Origin of the sequence: Pantoea sp. PNA 14-12 (assembly GCF_004364735.1) — a bacterium.
Lineage (GTDB): Bacteria > Pseudomonadota > Gammaproteobacteria > Enterobacterales > Enterobacteriaceae > Pantoea > Pantoea stewartii.
Genome location: NZ_SOAJ01000001.1, coordinates 800,677 through 823,377 on the forward strand (window position 1 = coordinate 800,677; position 22,701 = coordinate 823,377).

Here is a 22,701-nt window from a genome sequence, read left to right on the forward strand (position 1 = left end):
GACATTTTCGCGCATCAATCTGCATTATTACCAGAACTTCAGGCTGGCTGGCAGATTTGCAGGGGCGGCTTTGTCATTCAGAAAGGCCCGCTCGTTTCTCTCTTGATTGTCCCGATGTGTCGATTGTGGCTCTTTCTCAGTTGTTTAAAAAGTCTTTAAAGAGCGAGGAGAGCCCATTACATACTAAAAAAAGCACGACCAAAACAGTCGTGCCTTATCAGGCTTAAAGAAAAGGGCTATTGCAGCTTAATGCCTTTCGTTTCGGGTGCCATCCACACCACAACCATTGCGGCGATAAAGGCCAGAACCGTGGTCGCCAGCCCTGCGGTAAATCCCCCTATGCTGGCAACATAGCCAATAAGTAGCGGTGCAATAAACCCACCTAAGCGACCACCGTTATAAGCCAGGCCCATTAAAAAGCCGCGTGACTGTGTGTCGCCAATAATCTCAGCAAGGAAGGGCCCGGAGCCGGCAAAAATACCGTTTACACCAAACCCCGCCATAAAGATGGCTGCCATCAGAACCAGTGGCTGGCTTGTCGCCAGATACAGGCCGACTGCCACAGCGCCGATAAACAGGTAGAGCAAAAACATGGGCCTGCGCCCCCATTTATCTGCCAGGAGTGAAAACACAAGGAAGCCGGCAATCGCACCTGTTTGCAAGGCCAGCACAAATTTCAGGCTGTGCAGGAAATCAAGGTGCTTCACTTCACGTAGATAGGTGGGCGTCCAGGTAAAAACACCCCAGAACAGGTACTGAATGAAAAAAATAAAGGTAAAGGCCAGCAACAGTCCTTTTAGATTCGTTTTGCCCGACCGCGCCGTCTGGGTCGGTCTGTGAGCCCGTTCCCGCTGGCGTGCCAGCCACACTGGCGATTCAGGCGTGATATAGGCAATGACCATCATGATAAAAACCGGCAAGGCGCCAATCATGAAAAGGTATCGCCATCCGCCGTTTTCCAGTTTGCCTGTCATCGCCGTGACCAGTGCCGTCAGTCCAATCGCTAAAATGGCCCCCACCGGCAAACCCATTTGCATCAGTGCACCACCCCGGGCACGGCGTTCAGGGCGCCACGTTTCGGCGATGAGCGCTGCCCCTGAGGTCCACATCCCACCCATTCCCAGTGCCCCGCAAAATCGCAGCAAAGCAAAAGTTTGTTGATGATGGGAAAAGGCCAGCAGTCCTGAGAAAAGCGAATAGATCGTAATACAAATGAAAGCGGTTCTGACTCGTCCGATTTTGTCGGCGACCATCCCGAACAGAATGCCGCCAATGATCTGTCCGCCAGCCGTGGTGCTGATAAACAGACCCAGTTCAGTTTTGCTGACAGCAAATACCACGCCAAGCACAGGCAATAAAAGCGAGAGCAAAAATGAGTCATAGCTTTCAAAAGCCCACCCGAGCCCACCCAGCGCGAGCGTTCGTTTTTCTGCCGATGTTTGAGAGAGCGTCAGGCTGGCTTCATTCTGTTCCAGTGGATGAGCCTCATGCGGTCTTGATTTGATATTCATCAGCATTCTCCAAGGAAGATAAGCGATAGCTCAACGCTGCGGTGCGCCAGAAAAGGTGTGCTTTTTCGTCGGCAGACATGTGTTCAGCCAGCCGTTTGCAGGCGTTCCAGAACACGCCATAGCTGAACATGCCTTTGTCGACCGGGAAATTGCTGGCAAACATACAGCGTGTGACGCCGAACGTTTCGACCAGCGTTTCAAACAGTGGCCGCCAGGCGAGAGAGAGCGTCAGCGAGTCCGGTGGTGTGGCGTTTTGTGCGAAGGGAAAGCCCATGACAGTCATGCCAAAGCCGCTGATCTTCATGCTGACGTTTGGTCGTTCAGCCAGAGCGGTAATGGCGTTTTGCCACGTCTGAAAGGTGGTATCCCTTTTGCCAGCATAAGGCCCCGTGCCGATCGGCCCGCCGCAGTGGTCCACAATGATATGAAGATCGGGTAGCGCATCTGCCAGCGCAATAATGTCATCAAGCTGGGTGTGGTAAACCCAGACATCCAGCGAGAGTCCGTTCCGGACAAGGCAGGCTGCGCCTTTGCGAAATGCGGTAGTGGTGGCAAGGCCAGCAGGCGGTGTGACAGGGCTTGATACGACGCGGGGATCACTGTGCCAGGCAAGCGGATTACGCATTCCTCGTAAACGTCCCCCTGAGCGCGCCATCATGAATTCAATGACGGGTTGCAGGTCATCTCCTGCCAGCAGACTGGCACCACCTACAATCGCTTCGCAGCCTGCTGCCTTACCATAATGGCCACTGTCAAACATAGCGGCAGCGCCGCTCGCGAACTCAACCTCACCCACGGGCCTGAAAGCTTCAGGTCCGTTACAGCGCAGCATGGAACGGCACTGCACATAAACCGTCGACAGAACCCGGTGTCCGGACTGCTCAATATCGTGGCTGAACTCAGGAACCAGATAACGTCCTGACTGGCGGTCCCATAAGTGGTGATGAGCATCCACTATGGGTAGATCGGGCATCAACGCGTTTTCGTGATGCCGTGCCAGCCAGTTTTCTCTGACAGGCAAATGCGGTGCGTTAACTGTCTCCATCGCTTCCCCTTATGCTTTGTAACCGAACCCAATCTGACGTTGCTGACAGGGCTCGGGAGCCAGTCTGCACGCAATGCGAGGTTTACAGAGTAAAACTGTGTTTTACAGAATAAATTGACTATAGAGTCATCGCCCAGCGGCAAGCCAGCAAAAAGAGGATGTTAATTGTGTAAATAAGATGTTAATCACAAATAGCCGGTCTTAACGTCAAAGCCGCGTTTTTAGCGCGTTGTTACCGCACAATGTGTACGGGGCAATCAGTACACGTGATAACCCTGTCAGCTGCAGGTTTAAGGCAGAACATCGCGAAGGAGCGCCTGCGTCGGGCATAAAGGGAGAACCGACACTTCCGGGGTCATTACTACACTGATAGCTACACGCGTCTGGCTGGAATACTGTATTTAACCGGAGGGTTATGTCATGCCGCATACTTATAAACGGGTAAGACGAGATAGATGGACGTTCTTCGGTAATGGAAACGGCAAGAAAGCGAATCGATGAAATCGATAGTGCACCGGTTAACCTCATCGCGCAACGCAGCGAATGTGTTAAGGCTGCCGCAGCGTTCAGTTCGTGCGCCAGATCGTGTCTGTCAGGTTATCTGTGGGATCATTTGACCCGTCCCCGAAAAACCCAGAAAGCCCAGCTATTGTAGGCCAGTGTCAGGGGCATAATGATGGCGATGCCCGCCAACAAGAAATACTGACCAGAGGCACCTGAAGAGGCGTCAGACAGCGTTAACGTACCAGGAATCAGCCATGGATACATGCCGGTCATCAGGGTGATAAACGTGAACGTCACCATCAGCAGCGCAAAAATTAACGGCGATAAAGCGGCGTTACTTTTCAACTTCACGATCAGCCCTGCCCAACAGAGTGCGACAAGCGCGAGGCTTATTTTTCCGGGAAGCGTTGAGAGGGCTTTCTGCCAGGGGGCAGGTAAATACGCTATGTTAAAAATGAAAAACAGGAAAGTCAGCCCCAGTAACCACCCACTCAGTTGCCTCGCACGTATGTTTGCCTGATCGCCCACGCGCCAGCGTATCCAGCAACAGGCCAGCAGGCTGTTAATCCATACCATGCCCAGGCCACTGATTAATGCATATCCCGACAGCCAGCTAAATTCGGTTTGACCCGGTAAACCGCTCACCAGTAAGCCGGCCATGTAGCCCTGCAAAAAACCGGCCGCAAACGATGCGATAAAAAGGACGAAATCAAGCCAGCGCTTAACGCGAGATGAAGCCTGCCCGCGGTATTCCAGCGCCAGCGCACGGCCAAAGAGGGAGAAAAACATCAGAAACAGCGGAACATAGATAGCATTAAAGATCCGACTGTAGGCCGCGGGAAATAGTGCTAAAAGCGCACCCGCGGTCAGGACAAGCCAGGTTTCATTAGCATCCCACACAGGCAGGATGGACTGGACCAGGCGGCGGCGATCCTGCTCATTATCAAAAAAAAGAATAACGGAACCGACGCCCAGATCGGTTCCGTCCAGCAAGAGGTAGATAAGTAACGAAAAGGCTACCGTGGCGGCGGACAGATCATCGAGACTCATGAAGAGGCCTCCGTGCTGATTTCGTCGCTGAGCGCATGACTGTCGAACGAATAAACGAGGCGTAAGAAATAATAGATTCCCAGGCCAAAGACCAGAGAATACACCCCGATGATGCCGGTGAAAGAGAAGATGACGGTCGATAAAGAAAGGGGAGCAATACTTTGGTCGGTACGTAATAACCCGTAGATCGTCCAGGGCTGACGGCCCACTTCAGTTACGATCCAGCCTGCGAGCAGGGCGATAAAGCCAGCGGGCGTCAGGCCCACAACCCACTTCATCAACCGGCGCGGCCACAGCGCGCGCCGGTAACGCAGCCAGAGCGCGGTCAGGCTGGTCACAAAAATAATGAGCCCCATGCCTACCATCACGCGGAAAGCAAAAAAGACCGGCCAGACCGGCGGCTGTTGATCTGGCTGGAATTCGCTCAGGCTTTTAATGTGCCCGGTGAGGTTATGGCGCAAATAAAGTGAGGCCACTGTCGGGATCGCCACTTCTGCGTGGTTAACCTGCGCTTTTTGATCGGGCAGGGCGAAAAGGCGTAAAGGCTCACCCTCACCCTGAGGCGGCCTGCGCCAGCTGCCTTCAATTGCAGCCAGTTTGGCAGGCTGGTAGTCACGGGTTTTTTCACCCTGCAGATCGCCCGTTACGATTTGCAGCGGCATAGCAATCAGCAGCAGCCAGAGGGACCATGACATCACACATTTCGCGGCACGGTCGGCGGGCTGCTTGAGTAACCGCCATGCACTGGCCCCGGCAGTCACGCAAAAACTCGCAATAAGAGAAGCCAGCACCATATGCGTAAACCGCAGTGGAAACGAGGGAGAGAAGACGATGTTTATCCAGCTCCTGGCATGGAAAATACCATGCTCATCGCGGAGATAGCCAACAGGCGTTTGCATCCAGGAGTTGGCGGCAAGGATCCAGAATGCGCTGAGGAAAGCCCCTAACGCCACCAGGCAGGTTACAATGAAGTGCAGTTTTGGGTTTATTTTACCCATACCAAATAACATCACGCCGGTCAGGCCTGACTCCAGGAAGAACGCCACCAGGATTTCATAAAACATCAGCGGGCCCATGACGCCACCCACTTTATGAGCAAAGGGACTCCAGTTGGTACCAAACTGGAATTCCATGACCACACCCGAGACGGCACCTACTGCAACCGTGAGCGAAAAGACACGCATCCAGAACTGAAGCGCCTGCCAGTGGTGTGAACGGCGGTAGCGTAACCAGGCTCCTTCCAGCAAAACAATGATCAGGCCAAGCCCCAGGGTAAACGCCGCCAGCACAATGTGCATGCCTATCGTCAACGCAAACTGCGCGCGCGATAGCAAGAGTACGATTTCGGATTCAGGCATCAGCTTTGCTGACCACGGTAACGGCTGACACCGTTTCCAGACGATTGTCGGCTCTCCCGGCCCGACGCGCACATATCTTGCCGGTCCGGTTTTATCTCCCGCCATAACGTTTCGTCTTTCATTAACCTGATGATGTTTTCATCAGCCCGTCCTGCCATCTGCGCCGTTTTTGCAGCATGAACGATGACTAACGCCACCGGATTAAACGCTCCGGACGGAATCGTTACCTGCGGCTCAAAGCGCCGTAACCGCTTCTGCACGGCATTGCGCACACCGGGCGGATGCGGGGCGTTGAGTGGCTGCGCATAAATCGATGTGTGGCTATCGGCCTTGTCCGTGACAGGACGCAGGAAACCCTGTCGATGTCTGCTTTCCCGCAACCAGACAGAGCATCTGCTTGCCGTATGCCCGGTGCGGGCAAATTCTGCGCCAGGTCTGGCGGTTCGGCGATAAGAATGTCGCTGGACAGGCCGCCTGTTCAGGGGGCAGGGGGTAACACGGCCGACGCCTGACGGCTGTTCCGCATCGCAGACAGAGGAGTAAGTTTCCATCGTATTCGCCTTTCTGACCAGCAGGCCCGTGCGCTGAAAGGATGACTCGCTGTTGCGCATAAACGGACCGGGTAATTAACTCAACGTTTTTTTAAATTAGCTGTCAGACGGGAATAAAGCAGGCGAACCGGCAGACTGAATGAATGAAAAGCCGCCGTCAAAGATAACAGTCAGAAAATTTTAATAACTTTAAACAGTCAGTTAGCGCAGCTGGATAGACGCTCGGGAATAATCTTAATTTTAGCCATGAGTGGGATGATCACGTTACCGCTTACCCCTGAAATAACAGGCTGCAATAAACGAAGCGCAGACGCTGATCTATTCGTTTGCCGCTGCGCTCTGAATGGTTATTCCAAATGGATTTTGATTCATAAAAGAATACATGTGCTGTAGAAAGTCAGGTAATGACAGAATTTCAACGCTACAGCTTACAACTCCTGTATCCTGTGACAGTCCTTTTAAAATGATTTTATGCACGCATTAAACCTGTCACCGTGCAGAACGTATCAGACAGGGCCTGGCAACCGGTAAACTGAGTCGGCGAGTCACGCAGGATAGCATTGGCGCGACTGGATCGAGGTGACATCAGCTTCAGGCTGAATATTCACTCTGATCCTTTACCTTTATAAAAACCCGCCAAAGCGGGCCTGATAATCTGTCCTCATGCGGCCATCTTCCTGCAGTGTTCAGAACACTGGTGACAGGCTCTGGCGCAGTCCTGGCAATGGTCATGTCTGTGCTGACCACATTCATCGCTGCACCGCTGACAGACCTTCGCGCAGAGCTGACAAAGCGCTGACGCAAATTCGCTATTAAGCGTCAAAAACTGCGCGGCAAGACGACAAATATTGGCACATTGCATATCCAGTTTTATGCACGTGCGCATCATATCGACATTTTCTTCTTCAAGGCATGAGGCGGCACAATGGTCGCATGCGGCTGCACACAAATAACAAGCCTCAATACAGCTTTTGTATTCATCACGCATAATATCTCCTTAGTGAAGGTGGATTAATAAGCATGAAGAAGATGACTGTTTATTCAAGGCTGAAATGACGCAATAACCGGTTATACAGGCTACATGGTTGACTTCCGGTGAATTATTCATGGGTGCTTAATTCCGTTATGCCGCGACGGACATAAAACGACGATTAACGTCACAGAGGGGATGACGCCCGTGCGTCATAATCAACGCACAGGCATCATTAGCGGTTTGCTAAGCCCGCATTTTTTATACGACGGATCTGTTCCCGCGTAAGGGCGTCCCGACTGCCCACTTTTGTTTATCCCGGCCGGAACCCGCGGCGGTCAGCGATTAAGGAATTATGCGGGCAGCTCTGAACTGTCTGAACAGACGGAAGAACATCTCATCTGTTGCCTGCATGCCCCGAAATCCTGCACGGCGCAGCTTACTGCCATCGCCGAACATGTCGTAATCCCAGCGAAAAACAAAGTCTGCGAACTGCCCGTCGTTCAGCTTCAGAATGTCAGATTCTGCCAGACGCTTGTTCAGCGCAAGTTCACGCCAGACTGAGCGGTAATCTTTGAACATACGCTCAAACGACACTCTCACGGGCGGTGCGCATTCAATCTCAAACCAACGCGCAATCAACGGCCAGAGTTCAGCCCAGCGCCAGACATCGCCGTTGTTGACGTTGAACGCCTGGTTTGAGGCAGCGGGTGAGGTGGCTGCCCAGAGCGTTGCATCAGCGAGTAAACCTGCATCCGTAAAATCAACGATGCTGCCCCAGGTCTGCGGTGATCCAGGAAAACGGAGCGGGAGATTCAGCGACTGACAAAGTGAAGCATACAGCGCGATGCTCAGTGCAAGATTCATGGTATTACCGGGCACGTTACTGCCTACTACGCCCGGCCTGACAGCATTCCATCGCCATAACCGTCCACGTTGATAATCGCTGAGCCACGTCAGTTGAGCCGCATTGAATTCAGCGCCAGCAACGCCAGGATCGCTTTCACGCGCAGGCGTTTTAAAGGGACCAAGATGTGCGCCATACACTTTATAACCCTGCATCAGGCTTACCGTTTTTAACGATGCCACGGTATCAATGTTGGACACCAGATTACGCAGCATGGTGACGTTGGGTTCCACCATTTCGGCCCAGTTGGCCGCGTTAAGCCAGGCACTGTAAAAAATATGCGTGACATGCGTTAACGGCTGCAGCGCACGTGCGGCCTGCCCGGCATCCCGTAAATCTACGGTGACAACGGGTAGGTTTTGGAGATGCGGCGATGGGTTACGGCTCAGGCCAATCACCTCCCAGTCATTTTGCAGCAGCGTGTTAACGAGCTGACGCCCGACAATGCCACTGGCTCCCGCGACCAGCGCGACGTTTTTCGTTTGCAGCGTATTCATGCATTTTCTCCAGATAAGGTGACGGGAGAGAGTGTGATATATTCATTTTTTTGCGCATATCCCCCTTAACTGATGGCACTTATAAGTGAAATCATTAAATGAACAACAAGCTTAACGCGATGGCGACGTTCCTGCGGGTCGCTGAGGCAGGCTCCTTTTCCGCCGCTGCGCGCCTGATTGGCATGAAACAGTCTGCCGTGAGTCAGCAGATTGCCGCACTGGAAGCAGAACTGGGTGTGGTGTTATTTCGCCGGACAACGCGCGTTATGATGCTCACCGAGCAGGGAGAGAGGTACAGACGCGACATCAAACCTTTGCTGGATGCCATACGGGAAGCAGAGAGGGCGCTCAATCCCGGGGATCAGCAGTGGCAGGGCACGGTGCGCGTGCAGTTGCCCAGCGGCTTAGGGCGCCTTTTTCTTCCCCATCTTCTGGCGCTCCAGAAATCGCACGCCGGATTACATCTTGAGCTTTCACTTGATGATCGTATTGCCGACCTGGTCAGTGAAGGGGTAGATGTTGCGGTGCGGCTGGCGGGCAAACCGCCAGACTTACATGCGGTACGCATGCTGGGCCGCGTGACATCCGGGCTTTATGCGGCGCCGGGATTTAAACAAATTCATTCAGTTGATGAGCTGACGCAGTTGCCTCATATCCGGTTCAGCGGTCTCGCGCTGGACAGGCCTCTGCAGTTAGTTTCAGGAGAGGAGGCAATCGAATTAGAGGTGAACACCGTTTTTCGGGCCAATACCAGCGAAGGGCTCATCGCTGCTATTCAGGCAGGTATCGGGATCGGGGGCATTCAGCATCCGCTGGCAACGGAAGGGCTGGCGTCGGGGTTACTGGTTCCTGTCCTGTCGACATGGCGACTCCCGGACAGGTTTCTTTATGCGATTTTTCCTGATGCCCGTTTTATTCCCCCGAACGTCAGGAGCGTTGTGGATGTGATCGCGCAGTTACTTCCTCAACTGGTGGGTATTCACGGTTAAGCCTGGTCGGTTCAGACGGGCACTGAGCGGGTCAGAAAGCGTTTTAGTCTGCGCCAGCCGCACAGCGGCGTAGCAAGATTGACAGGATCTCCCGTCATATGGTTGTATGATACAACTATGTCGTAAAGGATCTACGCTGATGAACACAGCCTCAAACACCATTAACACTATCCGCGTTGCATCACGTCTGATGGTGCGCGAACTGGGCTTTATGAATCAGACCCTGGCGGCAACCGATTATTCAGCGTCTGCCGTTCATACCTTACTCGAAGCAGAAGCAAAAGGGTGCGTGACCGCGTCCCAGTTGGTAGAGACGCTGGGGCTTGAGAAATCCAGCGTGAGTCGCCTGCTCACTAAACTCGTCGAGGCCGGTGAGCTGGATGAAGCCCCGTCCGCGTATGATGGCAGAACGAAATACCTGCGGCTCACAGACAAGGGGATAAAGACCGTGGGGGCGATTAATCAGTATGCTGATGAGCGGGTCGCCGCTGCGCTGAGAAAGCTTGACCCTGCGCGACAGCACACTGTCTCACTGGGGCTGTCATCCTACGCCCGCGCACTCAAAGCCTGTCGTGAAAACACAGAGCTTGATGAACACAGCCATGTGAGCATCGTCACTGGCTACCAGCCGGGCATGGCAGGCCGCATTACGGAGATGCATGGCCGTTACTATGCCAGAGAGCACAATTTCGGTGCCTTTTTCGAAGCAAAGGTCGCAGCGGGCCTTGCCGATTTTACGGGACGTCTCGGTAATGAAGGCAACCAGATCTGGCTGGCAGTCATGAATGATCGTATCGTTGGCTCTGTGGCCATTGATGGTGAAGATCTCGGGAACAATGAGGCGCATCTGCGCTGGTTCATTCTTGACGATGACTGCCGGGGCAGCGGCCTCGGTCGAAAACTGATGGCAATGGCGATGGCGTTTTGCGATGAGCAGAAGTTCTCTGCGGTGCAGCTATGGACCTTTAATAAGCTAACGGCGGCAAGGCGTTTATACGAGTCATTCGGGTTTGAATTATCGAAAGAGTGGGAAGGGGATCAATGGGGCAGCACGATTACGGAACAGCAATTTACCCGCAAAATCCGCTAACCGCGCCGTAAATATTCCCAGGCGGCGAAGATGGCCCTGGTGGTTTGTCATTCCGCTGCGGGAATGACCCGGCGGTTAAACCTGTTTCTAAAAGGTAAGGATGCTTTCAGGAAACAGGTTTTTTTAACATGATCTTCAGGAGGCTGATGATGTCGTTTTGTTCATTTTTTTCTAACCTGTTCAGAAAATGGGAATCAACGCGTTCAGCTATCGGTGCCGCAGTTTTAAGCATCTCTTCGCCCTGAACCGTCAGCGTAATAAATCTACGACGTTTGTCTTTTTTTCCCTCTGCACGATTGATCAGTCCTTTACCTTCCATTCGTACAAGCAGTTCTGCCAGCGTAGCCTTTGAACTCAACGCCGCCTCCATTAAGTCCAGTTGTTCGATTCCCGGTTGAGCATGAACGGCTGACAGAACAGCGAACTGTTGCTTTGTCAGAAAGGGCATCTTTTCCTGCCATAAGGCGGTATGTTCCTGAAGAAGTTTCCGCGTCAGATGAAAGAAAAGGTTGCTCAAGTCTTTGTGCATTAAGGTTTATTCCTGATTTTTTACCCGCTGTGTCCTGCTAATGTTAAATCATTATTCCCTCCGTTCAACACTCTTTGTCGGCAGACATAAAAGATAACGCTGATAATAGTAACCATAGAAATTAATTGACTTTCAGGGCGTGCCTGACGTACCGTCAATTTCATTCGTACACGAACATTATTTTAATGAGGCAGTCAGATGAGAATTGTCATCGGTATGACGGGAGCCACAGGCGCGCCTTTAGGGGTTGCGCTGCTCAGGGTTTTACAGGAAATCAGCGAGGTTGAAACGCATCTGATCTTGAGCAAGTGGGCTAAAACCACAATTGAACTTGAAACGCCTTTTTCATCGCGTGAGGTGATGAATATGGCTGATGTCGTGCACGGTCCTGCCGACCAGGCCGCTACCCTCTCGTCAGGCTCTTTTCACACCGATGGGATGGTGATTATTCCCTGCAGTATGAAAACGTTAGCTGGCATTCGCATCGGATACGCGGAAGGGCTCATTGGACGGGCTGCTGACGTCATCATTAAAGAAGGCAGAAAACTTGTCCTGGTTCCCAGAGAGACGCCTCTCAGTCCTCTTCATCTTGAAAATATGCTGGCCCTCTCCCGTCTTGGCGTCGCTATGGTTCCGCCAATGCCCGCTTTTTATAACCACCCCAAAACTATTGATGATGTGATCGATCATGTCGTCGCCCGCGTTCTCGACCAGTTTGGAATTGCCTCGCCAAAGGCAAATCGCTGGAAAGGCCTCAACTAGTCTTTAGAAATTTCTGAGTATGGAGAGTGAATAATGGCGTTTGATGACCTACGTAGTTTCCTGAAGGCGCTGGACGAACAGGGCCAGCTTCTTGAAATTGATGAAGAGGTGTTGCCCGAACCGGATATGGCCGCCGCGGCAAATGCGACAGGGCGAATGGGTGAAGGCGCACCGGCCCTCTCGTTTAAAAAAATTAAGGGTTACCATCATGCTCATGTCGTGATGAACACCATCGGTTCCTGGCAAAACCATGCCATTTCGCTGGGCCTCCCACTAAATACACCAGTGAAACAGCAGATAGACGAATTCATTCGCCGCTGGGAAACGTTTCCTGTGGCTCCAGAAAGGCGCGCCAATGCGCCCTGGTCAGAAAATACCGTTGAGGGTGAAGAGATCAACCTCTTCGACATCCTTCCACTGTTTCGCTTAAACGATGGCGATGGCGGTTTCTATCTTGATAAGGCCTGCGTAGTTTCACGTGACCCACTTGACCCGGAACATTTCGGGAAGCAAAACGTTGGTATTTACCGGATGGAGGTGAAAGGTAAACGCAAACTCGGGCTGCAGCCCGTGCCGATGCACGATATTGCACTTCATCTTCACAAGGCGGAAGAACGTGGCGAAGATTTGCCCGTGGCTATCTCGCTGGGCAATGACCCCGTTATCACGCTGATGGGAGCCACGCCGCTGAAGTACGATCAGTCAGAATATGAAATGGCAGGTGCGCTACGCGAAAGCCCGTACCCCATCGCGACGGCCCCTTTGACAGGCTTTGATGTGCCATGGGGATCGGAAGTCATTCTTGAAGGCGTGATTGAGGGCCGCAAACGTGAGATTGAAGGACCGTTTGGCGAATTTACCGGTCACTATTCCGGCGGTCGCAAGATGACGGTTGTGCGGATTGATAAAGTCTCCTACCGCACTAAGCCCATATTCGAATCCTTGTATCTGGGCATGCCCTGGACCGAAATTGACTATCTGATAGGCCCGGCAACCTGCGTCCCTCTGTATCAACAATTGAAAGCGGATTTCCCCGAGGTGCAGGCTGTAAACGCCATGTACACGCACGGTTTACTGGCCATTATTTCTACTAAGAAACGCTATGGTGGGTTTGCCCGTGCGGTAGGGCTACGGGCGATGACGACGCCGCATGGTCTGGGCTACGTCAAGATGGTGATCATGGTCGATGAAGATGTCGATCCCTTTAACCTGCCTCAGGTGATGTGGGCCCTGTCTTCCAAGGTCAATCCAAAAGGCGATCTCGTTCAGTTGCCAAACATGTCCGTACTGGAACTGGACCCGGGCTCTAGTCCCGCAGGGATAACAGATAAACTTGTGATCGATGCGACGACACCGGTCGCACCCGATATACGCGGCCACTACAGTCAGCCGGTAAAAGACCTGCCAGAAACATCACTTTGGGTTGAGAAGTTAACGGCCCTGTTATCAAATCGCGGTTAAGGAGAGAGTATGATTTGTCCACGTTGTGCTGATGAGCACATTGAAATGATGGCAACATCGCCTGTTGAGGGTGTATGGACGGTACAGCAGTGTCAGCATTGCCTGTACACATGGCGCAGCACAGAGCCGGCCAGAAGAACGGAGCGGGAACATTATCCTGACGCTTTCCGGATGACCCAACATGATATTGATACGGCGCCGGAAGTCCCGTCTGTACCTCCTCTGTTAACCCGGTAATTTCCTTTATGGCGGGCCCAGGCCCGCTATGAATGATTTGCCACGTTAAACCTGCTTCATTTCTGTTACTGAATCAAAAAATTATTTGATGACATGACTTTGTACTGCGGTGATATTGAGTGGGTGAAATTAATAATCGGCAGGCGCAAGCAGTAAGCTTAGGGCACGTTAACAGTAATCGTCACCGGGGCCGGTGTCAGCTTCACACGGCAGTAACGATCACAGGAATATAAAGCGGCTGGTTCACATGACTAAATTAAAAAAGGATGTGGGGTTACCGTGTAGCTGACGAAGACCAAAAGGGTGCCCGAAGGCTTTCGGGCCTGAGAGGGTTATCTTCAGCGCTCTGGATTTACCCAGACGGCTCAGCCTTTTCCATGAGATAAAAGCCTCCAGAAGAGCGGAACCGAGTGGACCTGAAAGGTGATACTGACGCTCGGTCCAGTCGAGGCACATACGATGATTCTCTTCCCATTGTTCCGGGATTTCTGTTCCCTGTTGTTCTAACCAACGATGCCCTGTGTCTGTCAGCACATCGCGCTGGCTTTCCCCGCTGGCAATCAGTCCACGGTTAAGCATCCCTTTTCGTGACTCAACTGCGTTTCTGGCTTTTTGACAAACAGCCTGGACTCTCTCCAGTCCGGCGGGCAATACAGGGGAGACTCAAATGATAAAAGCCTTGCAAAGGCAGTTGAGATGTTCGCCCGCCCAGGGAGGTCTGGTCAAACCTCAGAAAGCTTTTAAAATCGTCCACCTGCTATATCCTTAAGTGTTTCTAATACCTTCCGGAGTCATGCCTTCTTGAATCAGTTACCCGATAACGTATCTTCCCCGCTGATGCGGACATCGCTTGGTCGTAGCCTGGCTGTATTTTTACTCGTTACGGCCCTGTCGGTTGTCGGTATTAACGCGTGGTCTCTCTGGAATGACTGGCGCCTCAAACTTTGTGAGCGGGAGGAAGGCGCTCGTAATCTTTCCGTCTCACTTGCCAGGCAGGCCGAAGACGCGTTTCTTCAGGTGGACATCACTCTTAGCGACGCAGTGAGGCAGCTTACGCTGAACGGACCGGAGTATGCTTCCACGTCAGCATTTAAAGCGCAAATCCACGAGCAGCAGGGAAAGCTTCCCCAACTACACGGTTTGTTTATCTATGACAGACAGGGCAACTGGGTCGCGACGTCAGGCAGCTTCGTGCCGGTAAAGGCAACTAATGCTGACCGGGACTATTTTATCTGGCACCGCACGCATGCTGATACAGGGATTCATATCAGTCACGTAATCCGAAGCCGCTCAACGGGCGATTTGGTCATACCGGTATCGGTCCGGCTGAATGATGCCGCCGGCAATTTTGCAGGGGTTGCGCTGGCGACCGTGAAGGTGGACTATTTTCGGCAGTTCTACAGTTACTACAGCCTGGGCAAGCGGGATATGCTGGCGCTTATCCTTGCCGACACGTCCGTGCTTTACATTCGTCCTTTACCCGATTCCTATATTAACCGCAGCCTTTCCTCAAGCCCGCTGTTCAGGAGCGTGCTTAAAAATTCTGACAGCGGCAGTGCGTCATGGCGCTCTGCGCTTGACGGTGTGGAGCGGATATTTGGTTATGCCCGGCTGGAGCGGTATCCACTGATTGTGACGGCAGGATATGACCGGGACGAAGCCCGGGCTGAGTGGATATCTGAAAACCTGATCGATTTAGCACTCAATGTCGTGCTGCTGTTTGTCATCACCGGGATGGGGTTATTTATGCTGAGACAGGTCAGAGTCAACGTAAAAAACCAGCTGGAGCTGACGCTGGTCAGGGATGAACTTACCGGCATTAACCATACGCTCCAGTCACTGGCACTGGTGGATGGCCTGACGGGACTGGCTAACCGCAGGCAGTTTGATGTGCTGCTGGAAAGGAATCTGAAACGCTCGGCTGAGTCAGGTGAACCGCTGTCGCTGATTATGGTGGATATTGACTATTTCAAGCGCTACAACGATACGTACGGGCACGTGACGGGCGATGAGTGTCTGAAAAAAGTAGGTTTTGCCCTTAAGAGCGTTATTCATCGCAGTGACGATATCGTGGCCCGTTACGGTGGAGAGGAGTTTGCTGTCATCCTGCCAAATACCGGTCAGGCTGATGCACTGAAAGTGGCGCAACGGGCGGTGCAGGCCGTGTCCGATGCCGGACTGGTGCATAAAGCAACCGCTGTAGAGGGCGGGACCGTAACTGTCAGCGCCGGTTGCGGGACGATAACCGCCAGGGGAGACGCCAGTGAGGCAGAAAGACTAAAAGAGCAGGCTGATAACGCGCTTTATCAAGCCAAGCGAAACGGAAGAAACCGTGCCGTCAGTGGAAACAGTCAGTCCTGAGAGTATGGGGTTTAAGTTGTTCAGCGTCGATCGTCTGCCTGAGCCACGCAAAGACATATACGGGTTATTTCAATCCGGCAGCGACCAGAAATCCACTGGGTTACAAACCTGTTTCCACACAGCGCAGCCCAGACTTCGCTAAAGAAAGTATGAAAATCTTTCGTTTTCCAGAAAGTCCGGTGCACATTCATTAATTCCTGGCTTGACAACGCCTGCTTCTGACACAAAGCGGACAGGCTGACTGAGATGAAGGTCCGCTTTGAGCGAAAAGCGGACGCGCGCAGTCAGCCGACAGTAGAGAGTTTGCTAATGAAGCCGCGTATTCATTTACAGGGAGCAGGTCAGCTAATTGAGTTGAACGTCCGCTATGCTCCTGGAGCAGGCAGAAAGATGTCGGCAAATATCTTTAGCAGTTAAAATTTTACTCTCAGGGTCAGCGTGCATACCTTAAGGAGACTAATCTTTATGAAAGCAGAACGTTTCGTAATTGATATCCCTCAGAGTCAGCTTGATGATCTCGACCGAAGGCTTACAGAGACCCGCTGGCCACGTACAAGCAATGATGATAGCTGGGGAAAAGGTGTACCTTCGCAATTTTTAAAACCGCTTATAGAGTACTGGCATGACCGTTTTAACTGGCGTGAACAGGAAGCTTCCCTGAACCAACTCCCTCATTTTTGCGCAGAAATTGAGGGGCACCGTATCCACTTTATTCATGTTCGTGGGAAGGGAAAGTCGGCCATTCCGCTTATAATGACACATGGCTGGCCAGATTCATTTACCCGCTACACAAAGTTAATCCCCTTTCTGACAGATCCTGCCCGATATGGCGGGCTGGAAAGTGATACCTTCGACGTTATCATTCCCTCCGTACCGGGGTTTGTTTTTTCACAAACTCATTCAGGCCAGAGCCTTAACAATGCTGAAGTTGCCCGTCTCTGGTTCAGACTGATGACTGAAGTCCTTGGCTATCAGTCCTTCTGTGCTGCTGGTGGCGACATCGGTTCCGGTATTACGCGCTACCTGGCCTCTCTCTATCCTTCCCACATCAGAGCAATTCATCTGACTGACGTTGGGATCCTTCGGGAACTGTTATCGCTGAAAGATACGGAATACATGACGAAGGAGGAGCAGTTATATCGAAGCAGAGCCTCAGCATGGTTTGCTGAAGAATCAGCATATATGGCACTTCAGGCGACGCGGCCCCGCACGCTTGCATACGCGCTTAACGATTCACCGGCAGGTCTGGCTGCATGGATTACGGAAAAGTATGTCGCCTGGAGCGGGGGTGATGGGGACCTGTTCAGTCACTTTAGCCCTGAAGACATCCTCACCAATATTTCATTGTACTGGCTGACCGACAGTACAGAAACGGCTGCGGCGATGTACAGACAAAATGCGCGAACACTTCCAGCTTTGACTACTACGTCTGTTCCTGTAGGGCTATGCTGTTTTCCATCCGATATATTGCCACCACCAAAAAGCTGGGTAGAAAAACATTACAAGCTATGCCACTGGACTGAAATGCCGCGGGGAGGCCATTTTGCAGCGATGGAAGAACCTGCGCTTTACGCTGAAGATGTAAAACTCTTTTTCCGTACTTACAGAAGCGCCATTGGTTGAATAACAGAAGAGCTGGCCAGCAAAAAAACAGTAAGCAATGACCGTTAAATCTGAAGGGTGTCACCTCAGACAAAACCCAAACTGTTTCCGGAAGACTTACCCTGGCTATCTTCAAGTGCAAAAGCTCTTGAGTAGAATTTTCATTATGGCAGATGAATCTGACCCAGACTAAGGGGAGCTGGATGCCCACTTCTGGCACGAAGCGGGATATTCCCTGCTTCTTGCTTAGCCTTCAGTCTACCCGTTCTTTTCCAACGCTAACCATCCGGGGCTTAGGGCAAATGCTGAACTCTCTTCCCTGACGCTTTGCTGTACCAGCTTTATCTGACTAAGTACTTAATCAGTCTTTAAAGTCAGTTGCCGCGATTCACAAAGTAGTTTATGTACGTTAAATATTCGTTGTTCATCGGCGAAGGCAACTTTCTTGCAGAGAAAAATTCAAGCGCAAGTCCTTCTCTGGGGTCGTTGACTAACTCCCCGGACCAACTGTCAGTGAAGTAAAGTGCGGTAATGACATTAATTTCGTCCCGGTTGTGCAGAATGAAACTATAATTCTGCCCTGAAAAAACTTTCAGAAAGTGAAGGCAATGAATATCAATATTGGTCTCTTCTTTTACTTCCCTTAACGCAGTCTGTTCAAGTGATTCTCCCGGTTCAAGCAAGCCGCCCGGCAATCCCCAGGTAGAGTCTTTGCGCTGCTGAAGTAAAATTTTGCCATCATTCCGGACAATGATGACGTTGGCACCCGCAAGCAAAAGCATACGATGGCCGATGATGCTGCGCATCTCAGAGACATAGTCCATATAAACTCCATAATGAGAAAAACAAGCCTGACTGCACAGGCAGCGTCACACAATTACCTGACGGCCTGGTTTTGAATGAGTCCACCCTGGTTTCCCCCAGTCCTGGGCGTTCCTGAGTCTTATGCCGCTCGCGTGCAGCGTGGATTGCCAGATACTTTTCAGGGGCGTCAGCCTGTCCATAACGCGAAGACCAATATTCCTGTCCGTAAGTTCGGTGGGAAGGCTTGAAAAGCATTTAAGGCCGACAGGTACAACTTCTTCAGGACATACCCACATCCCGACCTCACCTGTAGGTTCAAAACCTGCGGTAGGCAGTTCATACCTGAAAATCTGTCCGAGGTTAAACCGCGAAAGCCACGTCTGCTCTATGCAGGCTATAGCCGATGAGCTGATCATATTACCCATCCACAATTCTCTGTCCTCGCGTGTGGTTCCCGCGACAGGCCAATAAACAATGCGAGGGCATTCGCGTGGAAACAGATACAAAAGCTCATAAGCTTCGGCGGTAGCCCATATGAGTGAACCGTTCAGCCATTCCTGACCTGCCGGTCTGTCAACACGAACCTTTAAGGGGCGAGGTCTGAAGACAGCGATGTCGGGATTATCACTGAAATGAAACAGGCGCATTCAGAAGTCCATTTAAAGTAGACGATGTATGATGAATTCATCATTCTATGTTGGAAAAGTTTTATTTAGATGAATACGTCAATGACGGTTTAAGCCACAACTTCTGAAAGATGTGCTGCATTTGCCGTGAGAAATTGTGCTGCTACGTCCAGATCCTCTTGTGCAATGCCTGAGTAACTAAACTGAACTTCAGTCTGGGTCCGTCAGCAGCTCACTGCCGCCGCCGCGAGCTACGCCGTTGGCTACGAGAGCCCGCCGCAGTTTAATCGCGAGTTCAAACGGCTGTTTGGCCTGCCACCGGCAGAAGAGATAAAGCGTATGCAACGTAATTTCGCCTTTCCGCCTTTGCAGCAAAACTCTGCATTTGTGTCATCGCACTGAAGCTGTGATGGCATCGCTGACGAGATGCAAAATGAGCAGGTAGAAAACCGCTCTTTTTCTGATTTATCAGTCATATTTAAGCCGTGCTAATACCGGTAGATAACCGTATCATCAATCCGCCCCAGACTATCGAGGCGTTCGTTAACCAGTCTGGCTTCGGGTTTGAAACCGCACTTTAACGCAACAGACTGACTGCGTACGTTACGTCCTGCCGTACGAATTTCGATTCGCTTTGCCTGAAAAAAATCGGCGGCCATGTTTGTGACCAGCTTACAAGCTTCAGACATAATGCCTTTACCCCACATATCAGTGGCGAGCCAGTAGCCGATTTCATAATAAGGAATCGCGCGATTCCTGATAAATAAGCTAATACAGCCTGAGAGGTCATCTGACTGACGATCAATGATTAAAAACTTATATTCAACGTTGTCATTCAGGAAATTCCCGGCCGCCTCCGCCATATTTTTCTCAACAGCATTCAGAGAGTGAAAACCGGGAGACCAGAGCAGGAATTCATGATGAAGGGAACTAAATGCATTCAGTTTTTGCTGCATTTCTTCCGTACGACTCATGTCCGGGGCGATCAGATAAAAGGTTTCATGCTGCCGAAAATTAAGGGGAATATCATCCAGGTACATAACTCATCTCCTGAACTCAGATTAATTTTCTTTCTTATCACAAGCGATGAAGATCTGCATCCGCTTCAGATAACAGGTTGAGCAACCTCCACGCCGGACGCCGCGCCAACAACCCGCTCACAGCGGAAAGACGCTCGCGCATCGCAAAAAACCGCCGCACTATCCTGCATCTACCTCACATAACCGTGCCGCTTCCCCATCCAAATGCGATCTCCGGCCTCACGAATGTTATATAACTGTAAGTATTAATCGAATAACGTTGTCACCTGGCGCGTTAACGCGTTATCTGTTTACTGGAGAAGCCTGCTATGACGCGCGCTGTTTCTTTTTTGGTTGCTGGAGTACTGCTGAGTCCGTTCGCCCATGCGGCCCCGCTTTACTACACGATTTCCACGCCTGACACGGCAATAGGGCTGTCATGGCATGCCTTTGGCGGGATGTCGCATGCGAAACTGACGGGTGTGACCGGCGAGGTGACGCTGAACCCGGCGAATGAGCTGGATAATCATGTCCGGGTCACCATTCCGGTTTCCACGCTAATCGCCTCAAACAATCTGCTGACCTATCAGCTGAAAAGCAGCATGTTTTTTGATGCGCCGCGCTATCCCAACATCGTCTTTACCAGCACCCGCATCGTGGCGCGCGGCAACGGTAAATACCGGCTTTTTGGTGCGTTAGCGGTGAAGGACGTCCAGCGACCGGTGATCCTTGACGCGACGATGGAAGAGCATGATCGCACCGCAGAGACTGGCGACAGGATCTCGCTGCATGCGATGACCACGATCTCGCGCTCGGCCTACCATATGGATCGCTTTACCTCGCTGGTGGATGACAGGGTGACCATTACTATCGATATTCAGGCAGAGGCCAGCCATGTCCCCTGAACGCGCCTGGCTAAATGCCGCGTGGTGGTCAGGCGTTAAGCGCGGTTTTCAGGGCACTGGCGCTGGCGGATAATTCCCCGGCCGGATTGCGGCCAATCAGAACAAACTGGTAGCCGCGGTGATGCCACCACACCAGGCGCATATCATGGCGCTGTTCGCGCTCAAGCCCGGTTGAAGTCGGATGCGCATCGGGGGAAATGCACAGCGCCATCGGGCCATATTCCGCATGGATCCAGGCAATCTGCGCAATTGACGTACTGTCATAGCGTAGCATGCGCACCATTTTTAACTCTGCGTCGGGCAGCGTGAGCTGCTGCGTATTCAGATGCAGACCGATATCCTGTGCCGTGCGGGCCAGGCCATGCTGCAAGGCGGCAGGGGAGTTATCGGCATCCAGCAGGGTTTCTGCGCTGTAGAGCGACATGTACTGCGCTTCAAGATCGCGAATCTTCTCACTCTCACTCAGCGCGGTTTTGCCGGGGCGCGCCAGATAACCCAGTCCCGAGCCGATCATCAGAAAACTCAGCGAGGCGGCGATCAGTGAACGACGACTGACGCCCGTAGTGGACGTCATTTTGGGTTCAGGCGCGGGGGGAGCTGAGAGTGCATCCAGCTGGCGCCGCATGTTGGCTTCCGGGGCTTTGTCCAGTAACGGCGCAAAGGCCGCCTCAAAGTCGAGCTGGCTTTTCATCAGTTCATCAATGCGATCAGCCAGATCAGAATCCGTCTCCAGCAGCGCTTCGAGCCTGCGCGCGTCAGCCGGATCCATCTCGCCATCCAGCCAGGCGACCAGGGCTTCGTCGCTGTACGGAGGCGTAAATTGCGACGTGTTCATGAGCGTTTCTCCTTTGCGGCATCCCTATCATCAAACGACCTGGCCAGCGCCGAACGCGCGGTGGCCAGCCTGCTCATGATGGTGCCGACAGGCACGGCCAGCGTCTCTGCGGCTTCCTGATAGGTAAAGCCTTCTACATAAACCAGAAACACGGTATTACGCTGGGCTTCCGGTAGCGCACTGACGCGCTGCATGATTTTCTGAAAATGCAGGCGTTTTTCATCACGTTCCTGCGCGTCCGGGGCCAGCAGTTCGTCACTGTCAACAAAGCCCTGTCCCAGCCGCACGCGGCGGGCGCGCAGATCAGAAATCCAGATGGAGTGAAGGATCGTGAACAGCCAGCGATCGATGCGCGTGCCGGGCGTATACTGCGCGCTCTTTTCGAGCGCGCGAACGCAGGTCGACTGTACCAGTTCTTCGGCAACGTCGTGGTTTCGGGACAGAACCAGGCCGTAGCGCCACAGGCGCGTCAGATGGGCAGCAAGCTGTTGACGAACTTCGCTGGTCGTAATATCACTGTCCTCGCATTGCGTATCAGGATTCCGGATGGCCAGCAATGGCGGCCTGCAAATCACGATACTCCTCGCAGCCCGTTCCGCACAGGCGGGCGAGAGTATTTAACTGTGCTTTCGCCAGGTCGGGACGACCTTTAATCAGCCACGCTTCGCCGAGATATTCGCGTACTTTGGCATAGCGTGGATTGAGCGCCAGCGAACGCTGATAATACCCGATACCTTCATCGGTTCGCCCGAGTTTTCGGGTGGCATAGCCGCGGTAATTCCAGGCTTCGGCGGTGTCAGGCTGTTTCAGCTTATCCAGCAGCGTCAGCGCGGCCTGGTACTCGCCTTTTTTCGCCAGATGATAGGCATAACGGGTTTTGTCTTCGTCAGTCAGACGCGCCGATTTATCGGGGACGCACTGTTTACGCTTGCTGTCATAAACCTGCCCATGCGGACAGTCTGGGATCGTACTGTTGGTGCTGTCATCCCCTGCGGCCAGCGCGGGTGCGGTGTGGATAGCCAGCAGCAGCGCCGGAATCCATAGTTTACGGCCTGTATTATGCAGTATCGATGCAATGTTTTTCATGG

The 22,701-nt window shown here is 52.4% G+C and carries 23 protein-coding genes and 1 pseudogene; 9 read left to right on the top strand and 15 right to left on the bottom strand.

Annotated features, from left to right (window positions below):
• Positions 1-236: 236 nt before the first annotated feature.
• The 7 genes from C7434_RS03900 to C7434_RS03935 form a co-directional block, all read right to left on the bottom strand.
• Positions 237-1,511 (bottom strand): MFS transporter, encoded by a 1,275-nt coding sequence (locus tag C7434_RS03900; RefSeq protein ID WP_039340877.1) that lies wholly within the window; start codon positions 1,509-1,511, stop codon positions 237-239.
• Positions 1,486-2,556: an amidohydrolase family protein gene (locus C7434_RS03905; RefSeq protein ID WP_133745155.1), complete on the bottom strand. Its 1,071-nt coding sequence runs from the start codon at positions 2,554-2,556 to the stop codon at positions 1,486-1,488. The genes C7434_RS03900 and C7434_RS03905 overlap by 26 nt, the downstream gene beginning before the upstream one ends.
• 609 nt (positions 2,557-3,165) lie before the next feature.
• Positions 3,166-4,110 (bottom strand): cytochrome d ubiquinol oxidase subunit II, encoded by a 945-nt coding sequence (locus tag C7434_RS03915; RefSeq protein WP_033738431.1) that lies wholly within the window; start codon positions 4,108-4,110, stop codon positions 3,166-3,168.
• The gene (locus C7434_RS03920) at positions 4,107-5,468 is read right to left on the bottom strand and encodes a cytochrome ubiquinol oxidase subunit I (RefSeq protein WP_050504769.1); all 1,362 of its coding nucleotides are present in this window, start codon (positions 5,466-5,468) and stop codon (positions 4,107-4,109) included. Before C7434_RS03920 ends, C7434_RS03915 begins: the two co-directional genes overlap by 4 nt.
• On the bottom strand, positions 5,468-6,019 hold the full coding sequence (locus C7434_RS03925; RefSeq protein WP_133745156.1) for a DUF1641 domain-containing protein: 552 nt from the start codon (positions 6,017-6,019) through the stop codon (positions 5,468-5,470). The genes C7434_RS03920 and C7434_RS03925 overlap by 1 nt, the downstream gene beginning before the upstream one ends.
• A gap of 661 nt (positions 6,020-6,680) precedes the next feature.
• Positions 6,681-7,007, bottom strand: a complete 327-nt coding sequence (locus tag C7434_RS03930; RefSeq protein WP_133745157.1) for a four-helix bundle copper-binding protein — start codon at positions 7,005-7,007, stop codon at positions 6,681-6,683.
• A 327-nt stretch (positions 7,008-7,334) separates the two neighbouring features.
• Positions 7,335-8,393, bottom strand: a complete 1,059-nt coding sequence (locus C7434_RS03935; protein WP_033738428.1) for an SDR family oxidoreductase — start codon at positions 8,391-8,393, stop codon at positions 7,335-7,337.
• A gap of 98 nt (positions 8,394-8,491) precedes the next feature.
• Here C7434_RS03935 and C7434_RS03940 point away from each other — a divergent pair, with 98 nt between their 5' ends.
• Positions 8,492-9,382 (top strand): LysR family transcriptional regulator, encoded by an 891-nt coding sequence (locus C7434_RS03940; RefSeq protein WP_133745158.1) that lies wholly within the window; start codon positions 8,492-8,494, stop codon positions 9,380-9,382.
• 139 nt (positions 9,383-9,521) lie between these two features.
• Positions 9,522-10,472 (top strand): bifunctional helix-turn-helix transcriptional regulator/GNAT family N-acetyltransferase, encoded by a 951-nt coding sequence (locus C7434_RS03945; RefSeq protein WP_033738422.1) that lies wholly within the window; start codon positions 9,522-9,524, stop codon positions 10,470-10,472.
• A gap of 106 nt (positions 10,473-10,578) precedes the next feature.
• On the opposite strand, the gene C7434_RS03950 is transcribed toward C7434_RS03945, so the two are convergent.
• Positions 10,579-11,001, bottom strand: coding sequence for a MarR family transcriptional regulator (locus C7434_RS03950; protein WP_033738420.1), 423 nt, complete (start codon positions 10,999-11,001; stop codon positions 10,579-10,581).
• A gap of 198 nt (positions 11,002-11,199) precedes the next feature.
• Between C7434_RS03950 and C7434_RS03955 the strand changes: the two genes are divergently transcribed.
• From C7434_RS03955 to C7434_RS03965, 3 genes are read left to right on the top strand one after another with little or no spacing between them, the layout of a single operon-like run.
• Complete coding sequence (locus C7434_RS03955) at positions 11,200-11,763, top strand: non-oxidative hydroxyarylic acid decarboxylases subunit B (protein ID WP_033738417.1); 564 nt, start codon at positions 11,200-11,202, stop codon at positions 11,761-11,763.
• A gap of 33 nt (positions 11,764-11,796) precedes the next feature.
• Complete coding sequence (locus C7434_RS03960; RefSeq protein WP_133745159.1) at positions 11,797-13,224, top strand: non-oxidative hydroxyarylic acid decarboxylases subunit C; 1,428 nt, start codon at positions 11,797-11,799, stop codon at positions 13,222-13,224.
• Positions 13,225-13,233: 9 nt separating this feature from the next.
• Entirely contained in the window at positions 13,234-13,461 is a 228-nt protein-coding gene (locus C7434_RS03965; protein ID WP_072021682.1) for a non-oxidative hydroxyarylic acid decarboxylases subunit D, read from the top strand.
• A gap of 243 nt (positions 13,462-13,704) precedes the next feature.
• On the opposite strand, the gene C7434_RS03970 is transcribed toward C7434_RS03965, so the two are convergent.
• Entirely contained in the window at positions 13,705-14,040 is a 336-nt protein-coding gene (locus C7434_RS03970) for a hypothetical protein (RefSeq protein WP_050504766.1), read from the bottom strand.
• 258 nt (positions 14,041-14,298) lie between these two features.
• Here C7434_RS03970 and C7434_RS03975 point away from each other — a divergent pair, with 258 nt between their 5' ends.
• Positions 14,299-15,822 (top strand): GGDEF domain-containing protein, encoded by a 1,524-nt coding sequence (locus C7434_RS03975; protein WP_133745307.1) that lies wholly within the window; start codon positions 14,299-14,301, stop codon positions 15,820-15,822.
• Between the two features lie 465 nt (positions 15,823-16,287).
• Positions 16,288-17,445, top strand: coding sequence for an epoxide hydrolase family protein (locus C7434_RS03980; RefSeq protein ID WP_133745160.1), 1,158 nt, complete (start codon positions 16,288-16,290; stop codon positions 17,443-17,445).
• 353 nt (positions 17,446-17,798) lie between these two features.
• On the opposite strand, the gene C7434_RS03985 is transcribed toward C7434_RS03980, so the two are convergent.
• Together C7434_RS03985 and C7434_RS22365 are read right to left on the bottom strand one after the other, a co-directional pair.
• Positions 17,799-18,248 carry an NUDIX domain-containing protein gene (locus C7434_RS03985; protein ID WP_033738410.1) on the bottom strand — a complete coding sequence of 150 codons (450 nt, stop codon included), beginning with the start codon at positions 18,246-18,248 and terminating at the stop codon, positions 17,799-17,801.
• A 45-nt stretch (positions 18,249-18,293) separates the two neighbouring features.
• The gene (locus C7434_RS22365) at positions 18,294-18,875 is read right to left on the bottom strand and encodes a DUF6886 family protein (protein WP_110267634.1); all 582 of its coding nucleotides are present in this window, start codon (positions 18,873-18,875) and stop codon (positions 18,294-18,296) included.
• 198 nt (positions 18,876-19,073) lie between these two features.
• Between C7434_RS22365 and C7434_RS22115 the strand changes: the two are divergent.
• Positions 19,074-19,256 (top strand): annotated as a pseudogene (locus C7434_RS22115) (AraC family transcriptional regulator); the annotation flags it as partial.
• A gap of 86 nt (positions 19,257-19,342) precedes the next feature.
• On the opposite strand, the gene C7434_RS04000 reads toward C7434_RS22115, so the two are convergent.
• Complete coding sequence (locus tag C7434_RS04000; RefSeq protein ID WP_033738408.1) at positions 19,343-19,894, bottom strand: GNAT family N-acetyltransferase; 552 nt, start codon at positions 19,892-19,894, stop codon at positions 19,343-19,345.
• A gap of 308 nt (positions 19,895-20,202) precedes the next feature.
• Here C7434_RS04000 and C7434_RS04005 point away from each other — a divergent pair, with 308 nt between their 5' ends.
• Positions 20,203-20,778 carry a YceI family protein gene (locus C7434_RS04005; protein ID WP_033738405.1) on the top strand — a complete coding sequence of 192 codons (576 nt, stop codon included), beginning with the start codon at positions 20,203-20,205 and terminating at the stop codon, positions 20,776-20,778.
• 28 nt (positions 20,779-20,806) lie between these two features.
• On the opposite strand, the gene C7434_RS04010 is transcribed toward C7434_RS04005, so the two are convergent.
• From C7434_RS04010 to C7434_RS04020, 3 genes are read right to left on the bottom strand one after another with little or no spacing between them, the layout of a single operon-like run.
• Positions 20,807-21,613, bottom strand: coding sequence for a hypothetical protein (locus C7434_RS04010; RefSeq protein ID WP_033738403.1), 807 nt, complete (start codon positions 21,611-21,613; stop codon positions 20,807-20,809).
• A complete protein-coding gene (locus C7434_RS04015; RefSeq protein ID WP_033738459.1) occupies positions 21,610-22,167 on the bottom strand; it encodes a sigma-70 family RNA polymerase sigma factor in 558 nt (185 codons plus the stop codon). Before C7434_RS04015 ends, C7434_RS04010 begins: the two co-directional genes overlap by 4 nt.
• Positions 22,148-22,699 carry a tetratricopeptide repeat protein gene (locus C7434_RS04020; RefSeq protein WP_033738401.1) on the bottom strand — a complete coding sequence of 184 codons (552 nt, stop codon included), beginning with the start codon at positions 22,697-22,699 and terminating at the stop codon, positions 22,148-22,150. The genes C7434_RS04015 and C7434_RS04020 overlap by 20 nt, the downstream gene beginning before the upstream one ends.
• Between the last annotated feature and the right edge of the window lie 2 nt (positions 22,700-22,701).